Source organism: Methylomonas sp. (assembly GCF_023228165.1).
Lineage (GTDB): Bacteria > Pseudomonadota > Gammaproteobacteria > Methylococcales > Methylomonadaceae > Methylomonas.
The window spans coordinates 1-10,009 of record NZ_JALOBS010000068.1; the positions used below are offsets into that span (position 1 = coordinate 1).

At 53.1% G+C, this 10,009-nt stretch carries 13 protein-coding genes; 9 read left to right on the top strand and 4 right to left on the bottom strand.

The genetic code is table 11. The features are described 5' to 3' along the window. From M0R33_RS24075 to M0R33_RS24090, 4 genes are all read right to left on the bottom strand, one after another. On the bottom strand, positions 1–309 hold a 309-nt coding region (locus M0R33_RS24075), incomplete at its 3' end, for a type II toxin-antitoxin system VapC family toxin (RefSeq protein ID WP_292574503.1). Further along, positions 306–557: a type II toxin-antitoxin system Phd/YefM family antitoxin gene (locus M0R33_RS24080; protein ID WP_292574504.1), complete on the bottom strand. Its 252-nt coding sequence runs from the start codon at positions 555–557 to the stop codon at positions 306–308. The genes M0R33_RS24075 and M0R33_RS24080, both read right to left, overlap by 4 nt. A gap of 306 nt (positions 558–863) precedes the next feature. After that, the gene (locus M0R33_RS24085; protein ID WP_292574505.1) at positions 864–3,059 is read right to left on the bottom strand and encodes an ATP-dependent RecD-like DNA helicase; all 2,196 of its coding nucleotides are present in this window, start codon (positions 3,057–3,059) and stop codon (positions 864–866) included. Between the two features lie 5 nt (positions 3,060–3,064). Beyond that, positions 3,065–3,613, bottom strand: coding sequence for a hypothetical protein (locus M0R33_RS24090; RefSeq protein WP_292574506.1), 549 nt, complete (start codon positions 3,611–3,613; stop codon positions 3,065–3,067). 211 nt (positions 3,614–3,824) lie between these two features. On the opposite strand from M0R33_RS24090, the gene M0R33_RS24095 reads away from it, so the two are divergent. The 9 genes from M0R33_RS24095 (at position 3,825) to traA (ending at position 9,912) form a co-directional block, all read left to right on the top strand. Next, positions 3,825–4,367 (top strand): hypothetical protein, encoded by a 543-nt coding sequence (locus M0R33_RS24095; protein WP_292574507.1) that lies wholly within the window; start codon positions 3,825–3,827, stop codon positions 4,365–4,367. Next, positions 4,367–4,675: an integration host factor subunit beta gene (locus M0R33_RS24100; protein WP_292574508.1), complete on the top strand. Its 309-nt coding sequence runs from the start codon at positions 4,367–4,369 to the stop codon at positions 4,673–4,675. The genes M0R33_RS24095 and M0R33_RS24100 overlap by 1 nt, the downstream gene beginning before the upstream one ends. A 199-nt stretch (positions 4,676–4,874) precedes the next feature. Beyond that, on the top strand, positions 4,875–5,156 hold the full coding sequence (gene traL, locus M0R33_RS24105; protein WP_292574509.1) for a type IV conjugative transfer system protein TraL: 282 nt from the start codon (positions 4,875–4,877) through the stop codon (positions 5,154–5,156). Beyond that, on the top strand, positions 5,153–5,764 hold the full coding sequence (locus M0R33_RS24110) for a TraE/TraK family type IV conjugative transfer system protein (protein WP_292574510.1): 612 nt from the start codon (positions 5,153–5,155) through the stop codon (positions 5,762–5,764). The genes traL and M0R33_RS24110 overlap by 4 nt, the downstream gene beginning before the upstream one ends. Beyond that, a complete protein-coding gene (locus M0R33_RS24115) occupies positions 5,761–6,744 on the top strand; it encodes a type-F conjugative transfer system secretin TraK (RefSeq protein WP_292574511.1) in 984 nt (327 codons plus the stop codon). The genes M0R33_RS24110 and M0R33_RS24115 overlap by 4 nt, the downstream gene beginning before the upstream one ends. Beyond that, complete coding sequence (locus M0R33_RS24120) at positions 6,744–8,117, top strand: TraB/VirB10 family protein (protein ID WP_292574512.1); 1,374 nt, start codon at positions 6,744–6,746, stop codon at positions 8,115–8,117. Before M0R33_RS24115 ends, M0R33_RS24120 begins: the two co-directional genes overlap by 1 nt. Positions 8,118–8,144: 27 nt before the next feature. After that, positions 8,145–8,969, top strand: coding sequence for a DsbC family protein (locus M0R33_RS24125; RefSeq protein ID WP_292574513.1), 825 nt, complete (start codon positions 8,145–8,147; stop codon positions 8,967–8,969). Further along, a complete protein-coding gene (locus M0R33_RS24130) occupies positions 8,966–9,481 on the top strand; it encodes a TraV family lipoprotein (protein ID WP_292574514.1) in 516 nt (171 codons plus the stop codon). The genes M0R33_RS24125 and M0R33_RS24130 overlap by 4 nt, the downstream gene beginning before the upstream one ends. 131 nt (positions 9,482–9,612) lie before the next feature. Beyond that, positions 9,613–9,912 (top strand): TraA family conjugative transfer protein, encoded by a 300-nt coding sequence (gene traA, locus M0R33_RS24135; RefSeq protein ID WP_292574515.1) that lies wholly within the window; start codon positions 9,613–9,615, stop codon positions 9,910–9,912. Positions 9,913–10,009: the final 97 nt, after the last annotated feature.

Sequence of the window (10,009 nt, forward strand, 5' to 3'; positions counted from 1 at the left end):
ACTGTCGATATCCGGGATGGGTCGGCCCATTTGGGCATTCAATCGTCCCCAACGATCAGCAACGTAGGCATCCACATTCAAAATCCGGCCGGAAAAAAACTGGGGCAGTTCCACTTCCAGCCAATCCAGCAATTTGAGCTGGCGATCGTCATTGACCAGCGAATCGATCCCTTTACGGATTTCTCCCAAGGTCAATACACTGAGGTAAAGCGTGGTGGCAGGGCGTTGTTCGAACCATTCGATGACGCCTTTATTGGGTTCACGGCGACGCAATTCCGATAAGACGTTGGTATCGATCAAATAACTCACAGTTCGAGTTCTCGGGTCAGACTGACATCACGTTCAATAACGAGATCGACCTGATCATATAGAGGTGAACGGCGCATGAATTCAACCAGCGATTGTCGATTACCCGTGAGCCGGTCGTAGTCGGCACGTGAGAGCAGCACCGCAACAGAACGACCGTGATGGGTGATTTCCTGCGGTCCATCCTGTTCGGCGTTGCGTAATACAGTGGAAAGGCGTGCTTTCGCCTCCTGAATTTGCCAAGTATGCATAATCAACCTCCAATTCTGACTAGTCTGGTCCGATTTTAGGCGACAACTATTTTAAAAGCAAATCATGCCTTCTGACTGCACCTAGATTCTGAGCATCGCCATTGATTAGACTAGCAGGTATTCCCTTCGGTAAAAGGTAATCTGGCAGGCCATTGGAAAGCCCAATAATGAAAGAAATGCGTATCCCAAATCGCGAATATGAAGCAAACGAAATGATTGGCGGTAATGGGCCAGTTACCTGTCCATCGCTGAAAATTGGCGACTGTCTCTTGATGGCCGATCTCGACGAGTACAGCGTAACAATAGTCACGTATTTTCGTTCAGTCTAGCCGCCAAATGCGTGATCCTGCGCTGTGATTGCTGATTTTTCACCGCCATGGCTAACGCTTTGGGTTGAGCAATCACCACGACCAATTGTTTGCCACGCGTGACGCCGGTATAGAGCAGATTGCGTTCCAGCAGCATAAAGTGCTGCATGGCCATCGGAATCACCACCACCGGATATTCCGAGCCTTGCGATTTGTGCACACTGGTGGCGTAAGCCAACGTAATTTCGTCCAGATCACTGAATTCGTAGTCGACCTCCCGATCATCGAACAAGATTTTGACTTGACTTTCCTCAAGATCAATGCTTTTGATCACGCCAATGTCGCCATTGAAGACTTCCTTGTCGTAGTCGTTGATTCGCTGAATCACCTTATCACCCGGCGCATAGGTATTCCCAAATCTGGTAATTTTTGGTTCGCTGTGACCATTTAACCGAGCTTGCAATTCGACATTCAACGATCGAGCACCTAAACCACCGCGATTCATGGGCGTCAGAATTTGTACATCGTTGACCGGATGAAAGTGGAAGCGCTGCGGAATCCGTTCAAGGACGACTTGCATCAATTTAGCGAAAATCTCCTCAGGTGTTTCGGCGTATAGGCAATAAAAATCGCTGAGGGCCTCAGTCTTATCCAACACAGGCATTTGCCCGTGGTTAATCCGGTGCGCATTCGTGATGATTTTGGAGGTACTGGCCTGGCGAAAAATCTCGGTCAGTCGCACGGTGGCAATTTGCCCGGATTCGATGATGTCAGCCAGCACGGATCCTGGACCAACCGAGGGTAATTGGTCGACGTCGCCGACGATCAAGACTGCGGCTTCTGTCGGGATGGCTTTTAACAACTGATTCATCAGCACCACGTCCATCATCGAGGACTCATCAATCACTAAGCAATCGAGCGCCAACGGGTTTTCGTCATTATGCTTGAACGCGAACTGCGTCGGATCAAACTCCAGCAAGCGATGCACCGTTTTCGCTTCCATGCCAGTCGATTCGGTTAAGCGTTTCGCTGCTCGTCCCGTTGGCGCGCACAAACCAATCCGAACGCGTTTCGCTTTGAGAATCTTGAGCAGACTGTTGACCAGCGTGGTTTTACCAACACCGGGACCGCCAGTGATCACCGAGACTTTATGCTGAAGTACCAAGCGAACAGCAGCCGCTTGCGACTGCGACAAGGTCATGCCGGTTTGCTCTTCCACCCAGGGAATGGCTTTATTCGCGTCAATCACACCCCAGGGCGCATCGCCCTGATTCAATCGGTTCAGGTGGGCGGCACAGCCGATTTCAGCGCGATGCAAAGGCGTCAGAAAAATGAATTCGTCGCTGCCGTCGATTTCGGCGATCAAATTGCCTTCGGTTAATTCCGCCGCGATCGCTTGGTCGATGATCGTCAACGGAATTTCCAGTAATTTCGCCGCCATTTCACAAAGCTTGCTGCGAATAGCTGCGCAGTGACCTTCGCCAGACCATTCCTGCAAGACATGGCGGACACCCGCTTGAGCACGCATCAAGGACTGTGGACCAATACCCAGCTTCTGTGCCAGGGTATCGGCGGTCTTAAAGCCGACGCCGTGGATGTCTAGCGCCAGACGATAGGGATTTTCGCGCACTTTCTCAATGGCCTGCTCGCCGTAGGTTTTATAAATTCGCACCGAACGGGAGGTGCCGACACCATGAGATTGCAGAAAGACCATGATCTCCCGAATCACTTTTTGTTCCGCCCAGGCACTGGTCACGCGCTCCTGGCGTTTCTTACCAATACCCGGTAATTCCAACAGACGCTCGGGTGTTTGCTCGATCACATCGAACACCCGTTCACCGAAGGCTTTGACCAGCTTTTTGGCAAAATGGGGACCGATGCCTTTGACCATGCCGGAGCCCAAGTATTTCTCGATACCGTCCAACGTGGTCGGCGGGACGATTTTCAGCGAAATGGTTTTGAATTGCTGGCCGTGTTGGCGATCATTGACCCAGCAACCCAGGCATTCGATGTATTCACCCGCCGTGACGCTGGCAGCCGAACCGATCACGGTAATCAATTCCCGATAACTTTTTACCTTGACCCGCAACACGCAAGACCCCGAGGCCTCGCTATGAAACGTGACACGTTCGATGGAGCCGTGCAGTTTTTCGACGGGATTTTCCGCATGCGCTGGCGCAGCCTGTGACGTCATGGGCTCTAACCCTCGTCATGTTCGATAAACAACGACGCTTGCGTGGGGTTCGCGCCATAAGACGTGCCATCGATGACAGGAAACAAACGCTGATAAGGCACCAGCCAAGTCTGCTGATCACTGATCTTGACAGTGGCCGTTTTGGGGTTAAGCCGGATGACTTCACCAAACAGTTCGTGGTTGTCCCGGCCCCTGAATCCTACGCATGTACCGACTTGCAATGCACTTTTGGGAATCCCGGTGGTATGCGGTTTTGGTTGAATCGCCGTATCAACATCATCCAGATTGAGGTAATAAAACGGGATGTTCCAATTTTTTTGGTCTTTGACGTTTCTCACCAGGCAACGGGTCTTTTGAATCTTCAAGATAACGGCATCGATCAAGCCGTTGGCTTGCGGGTCGAAATAGCTAATCGATTGGCCGACTTTCAATTGCGCCTTTACCTGTTCTACCCGAACCGGATTGATGAGTTCCTGATAAATGGCAGACTGTAGTCGATGTAAATCAAACATTGATGCTTTATTGAGCGCTTCAAGAATTGCAGTGTAGTCCATTGCTGACGTTCCCCGTTAACGGTTTTACCGTGATATTACCGGCTTTTATATCTCCAAAATAGTGCCAGGCATCGGGTAACATACGGAGCCGCCTCGTTTTTTCGCTTCTCGGTTTCACGCAGGTTATACGGAGCGACCGAACGGTACCCTGTCCGCTATAGTGGGTTGGCGGACAGAACATCTACCAGGACGATTAATCCAAACAGAATCTATGGACTTTATAAAACTATGCGTGGGCGAACGCTTCGAACATGACATGCCTGAAGAAGGCATGAGTATTGTTCTGGCTAATGGTGCGCCGTTATTGACTTTTAATTTTTCAGTTTCGCCGGGCGAAATCCAAGCCTTTCTGAATGGCACCGCCTCGTTCGCGTTATTTGCCGAACAAAACCATCTGTTCTTTTTGTTTAAAATCGAAGGCTTTCTGGATTGGTCGGACTTGGCGTTTACCATCCATCTAGCCGGTGACGAAACCATTGATGTAGGTGAAGCCTACTTGCCGTTTAATCTGGTCTTGATCGAACCGGATACCAAAATTGTTAAAGGCCTGCGCATGGTGACCGTTTCACAGGAGTTCAGGTCAAGACTGGCTGAATTGATCCGAAAACAAGCGTCAGAGCCGTTTGATACCATGACTTACTATCGTGGCATTGGCGGCCTTTATGATAAATACCCCACCGCAAGCGACTTACTCAAACAGGCGGTGATCATCGAACAAGGCGGCAAGACACTGCCGATAACACATACCCGATAATGACTAAATCCCAACTCATCGAACACATCAGCCTTAAATTGCCCCATTTACCGCAACGCGATGTCGAAATGGCGATCAACATCACCATTGATGTGATGACCCTGCATTTGGCACAGGGGGAGCGTATTGAAATTCGTGGTTTCGGTGGATTCTCTGTGATTGAACGAGCCGCCCGGATGGGTCGCAATCCCAAGACAGGCGAACAAGTGAGCTTGCCCATTCGGCATTCCACCCATTTCAAGCCCGGACTGGATTTACGTGAGCGAGTCGAACGTTCGAGAGCAGCGGTACCCATAAATGGTGATTAGACAAATCTCCTTGCGTGAGATCTAAAAACCATCAGGGTTTATGGCAATTAGAGGCAAAAAACCAGTGAATTGATTCCTTTCGTCGCGATTTTTAAAAAAAATTCTGCTCTCTTACAATAAAGGGCGTATTTGACCTTTATTGCAGGCAACTCGCCCAAAATCATTTGCAAAATAATGGCCATCCCAACCGGAGGTCATTATGGAACCCGTTGCCATCCCTCAATCGATCGACGATCCGATCCACATTTTATTGTGGAGTGCGGACGAGATCGTGCCCTTTATGGTGAGCATGCTGACAGGCATGTTGATCGATCAATTCATCCCTGGCTTAGTGCTGGGATTCATTGCGGTCAAATTCTATCGTCGATTCCGCGATAACCGGCCTGATGGCTACACCTTGCATGCGCTGTATTGGCTGGGTCTTTTGCCCAGTCGCGCGCAGATCATCCCCAATCCCTATATTCGCCGGTTCCTGCCATGAAGTTGTCGGATTTTCTGCAGACCTGGGATGGCCACGAGACCGAGAATCGCTTTAGCCGAGTAATTATCATCGGCTTGCTGGTGGTGTGTGTGATTACTTCGCTGGCCGCCTGGCGCACCGAGCGCAGCATCATTCTGGTGCCTCCGAGCTTGACGCAAGAAGTCGAAGTCACCCGCAGCCAAGCGTCCAGCGAGTTCAAAGAGTCCTGGGGCTTGTTTCTGGCCGAATTGCTTGGTAACACCACGCCGGCCAATGCCGATTTTCTGAAAACTGCTGTCGAGCCGTTATTAGCGCCGGATATTTACCGCAGTGTCCTGGATGCCATGAGCGATCAAATCAAGGCTATCAAAATGGACCGGGTCGCGATCAGTTTTACCCCGCGTCATGTCGATTACGAAGCCGAGACCAACAAGGTTTTTGTCAGCGGTGAACTCAAAAGCCAAGGCCCCAGTTCCAAACCGGACGTGAAGCTCCGTACCTACGAATTCATCATTGCCATCAAAAACTATCGGCCCCGCCTGGAATACATAGACGTGTATCCGGATTCCCCTAGAACCCTGGCCCGTTTGAAAGCCACTCAAGGCCAATCGCATGAGGCTCAACCATGAAACGATTGTTGCACCCCTGGTTATTACTTTCGTTCGCCAACGGTGCTTGGGCCAGCGACGATTTACCGGTGACAGTGTTACCACCAGTCACCACCGTGGCCGAAGAGTCATCCGCATCGCCATCACAGCCGGTTGTCTCGTCTCAGCCGGATATAGGTATTGAGTTGCCACCGGTGGATGCCAGCATCTTGAAAGCCGCCAAACAGCAAGCGGCAGCGGCAGCGTCAAACGCAGTGTCGACCACTTCCATCGGCCCACAGCATATTGCGGTTAAACCCGGCATCAACGAACTGATGCCGATTGCCGTCGGCCACTTGAATCGCCTGGTCACGCCATTCGAACATCCGGTGGTCACGACCACTAGTCAAGCGACTACCAGTACCAAAGGCAAAATCGTTTATGTCGCCACCGCTGACGAAACGCCGGTGACGTTATACATAACCCCCGGCGACAATCAGGACATTGCGCTATCACTGACGTTGATCCCCAAACGGATTCCGGCACGGGAAATTCACCTGGATCTGGACAAGTACAGTTACCAGTTACTGAACCAATGGCAGCGCACCGATGCCACGAGCCGAACTTCGAGCCAACAGGAACAAGCCTACATCAGTCAACTGAAAGCATTGTTCCGGGATTTGGGTTTGCAAAAGAGCCCAGCCGGTTATTCGCTACGGGAACCCAAACCGCAGGAACAGATCCGCTGCCTGCAAGGCCGCGTGCAGATTAAAACCGGCCAAGTCCTGGAAAGCCAGGATCGGCTGATCTTTGTGGGGCTTGCCAAGAATACTGGCGGCGACATGCTCGAGTTCGACGAACGCAGCTGTGCAACGACACAGCAGGACGTACTGGCCGTATCGGTCTGGCCCAACGTAGTATTGAAGCCGCAAGAAGCCACCGAGTTGTATGTCGTGGTCCGACAATCGCCTGAGGACTCATTCAGTTTACGTCCTTCATTATTGAATGGAGGGCAACGGTAATGGCGGTCGTCGATACCTGGTGGACAAGCTTGAGTCCGACCGCCAAACGCAACCTGGCCGTCGGCAGCATTGGTACCGTGCTGTTGGCAGTCATCATCGCGCTAGCCACAGTGACCCCGGAAGTCAGCAAACCGCTAAGCAAACAGGCAACCATCCAACACATACTGACCGATAGCGACCCACGTTCGCTAGGCATCGACGGCATTTCTGCGCAGCTACGAGATTTGCTGCAGAGGAACGACGAACAAGCCCGTCGACTGGCCGCCATCGAAGAACAGCAACGCCGCGAGCAGCAATCCGACGAAATCCGCTTCAAACAATGGACCACCGCGGAGCGCGAAGCCTATGAGGCCAAGCTGCAAGCCGTGACTGGTGAAGTCGAGTCGTTGAAGAACAAAGCCTCCATACCCTCGACGACCGACACTCCAGGCGACATCAATCAAACCCCATTGGATCCATCGACGCAGGGAAGACCTTACAACCGCCGCCCAAGTAATCTGCCGTTCGACAATGGGCAAGACGATCTCAATCGCGTGTTCGAGCAAGCGGCCGTTCCTGTACCGACACTCGGCAACACCGGCGTCTCGGGAGGCCGAGCGAATAGCCAAGCGCCGGCGGCGATACAGATTCGCGTCATTCAGGAAGGTGCTGATCCAACGAATGCCAAAGACGCGGCTCCGACCAACGCACACGGACAGTCTCAGCAAAATCCTGCCAAAAGCGACGTCTTCATCCCGGCTGGCAGCATTTTGACCGGCGTGTTGCTGAACGGCCTCGATGCGCCGACCGGCCGCAAAGCCAAGAAAGAACCCATGCCGGTGCTGTTCCGGATCAAGAAGGAAGCCATTTTGCCCAACCGTTTCCATGCCGATGTGCGCGAGTGCTTTTTGCTGGCAGCAGGATTCGGTGATTTGAGTGCCGAGCGGGCTTACTTTCGCGGCGAGACCTTTTCCTGCGTACGCCAGGACGGTGGCGTCATCGAAGTACCGATGAATGCCTATGCCACCGGCGAAGACGGCAAAAACGGGGTGCGTGGCCGAGTGGTCTCCAAACAAGGCGCGTTACTGGCTCAATCCATGATGGCGGGATTCCTACGCGGCTTTTCCGATGCCTTCGGCCGTAACCAGATTCCGGTGCTGATGACCGGTGGCCTGGGTGCGCTATCTGGCACCACACCCTTCCAAAGTGCCTTTTCCTCGCAGTCGATGGAAGGTGGTGCACTGAAAGGCGCGGGCTATGCCATGGAACGGCTATCGCATTTTTACATGGACATGGCCGAAGAGATTTACCCAGTCATCGAAGTCGATGCCACCCGTCAAGTCAACTTCATCGTGCAGAAAGGCACGACATTGAAGCTGAAGTCACCGAACTGATTCTTTAACCCAACTCCAAAGGTCGTTATGACGCTACGCCAAGTTTCTTTATTGATAGCCACGCTATTAAGTGCCTCCATGGCCTTGGCTGCCAATCCGCAAAAGCAGCCGGTCTCGAACATTGCCGCAGGCCTTTTGTCGATCAAAATCGACGGCATGCAAGACTTGCCGATCTCGGGCCTGAAGATGGTCAAGTCCGGCGAGCAAACCGTGTTCATTTCCAGCAATGGTCGTTTTGCCTTTTACGGCGGCAAATTGATGGACATCTGGACCCAACAGGAGATCAAGGAACTGGCGGATATCGATCGTATCGCCAACCGCATCGACCTGTCGCGGATGAAACTAAAAGCCGACGACCTTGGTGCCGTGACGATCGGCCACGGCAAAGGCCAAGTCCTGGTGTTCATCGATCCGCGCTGCCCTTACTGCGGTAAGGTCATGAAAGACCTGCAAGCCTTGCAGGACCAGTACATTTTCAAACTAGTGATGATCCCCATCCTGGGCCCCGAATCGCAAAACATCGTCGTGCAACTGGCTTGTCAGTTGGGCGCAAGCGATACCAAAGTCAAAGACTATGTCCGCGACCGCTTGTTGAAACAGGATTACGCCGGCTTGCCGACCGAACCGCCCGCTCGGTGCAACAAAGAGCCACTGCAAAAAGCCGTGGTCACCGCCAAGCTGTTCGATTTGAAGGGCGTGCCGTTTCTGATCGCCCCGGACGGCCGCACCCACAGTGGCGCACCTGAGGTGTTAGCCGATTGGTTGGCCGACAAACCGAAACCGTCGCCCAGTCCGGCAACGACACCCGCTACAAACGCCCAAAACGCCAACGCACCGGAGAAACAGCCATGAAACCCATGCACCTAAATTCCCTGACTCTCATCGGCCTGTTGCTGATGGTGTTAACCACCGGCTGCGCCACCACCGAATACGCCTGCAAAGGCATGCCGGACGAACCCAGTTGTCTGTCGACCACGCAGGCCTATCAGGTCACTAACACGGCTTTGCCGGAAGCACCTCCGGAAAATAGCCAGCGCTCGGAGTCAACTTCACCACCGGCACTCCCACCCCCGTTACAACAACCCGTGCCCAAGATCGACGATCCCACGCCGATTCGCACGCCCTCCCAGGTCATGCGCATCTGGATCGCACCTTGGGAAGATGCCGACGGCGATTTGATGGTGTCCAACTACGTCTACACCGAGCTGGAACAGCGGCGTTGGATGATCGGCAAGGCGGCACCGACAACACATTCGTCGTTGTTCCCCTTACAAGTCGAACAACGCTTACCCGAGAAACGGCCGGCCATCGATGTGAATGACGATGACGGCCCGTCATCTCGACTGGATCGTAAACAACCCTGATCCGTCATTCAACTTTACCGCAGGCCATACCCCTTGCGAGACTCAGCGGGCGACCGCTTAACAAGCGCCGGAATTGATCTTCCGAGATTCGACGGGCAACCGTCTATTTCTTAACACTCGAGGTCGTTTGAATGAAGTCGTCCACTCGAACCGGGGTCTTGGTGGCCCTGGCATCGTTATTTTTTATGTTGATGGCATCCGACGCCATGGCCGGTACCGGCGGTACCGAGTTCAACAACGTCTGGACCTTGCTGACCGGCTGGGTCGAAGGTTTGCTCGGCCGCATCATCGCTATCGTGTTCGTCATCGTCGGTCTGGTCGCCGGCGTCGTGCGCGGCAGCATCATGGGCTTTGTGCTGGGCGTTGCCAGCGGCGTCGGCCTGTTTGCGGCGCCGACCATCATCACCAACATCGTCACCGCGACACTATAAGGTCGTTATGAGCAACATCACCGGACCACAGCCAAGTACCGAGATAACGGCGGGCAACCGCCGTATCACGACCGCGCAAAACGATCGTCGCACTGTC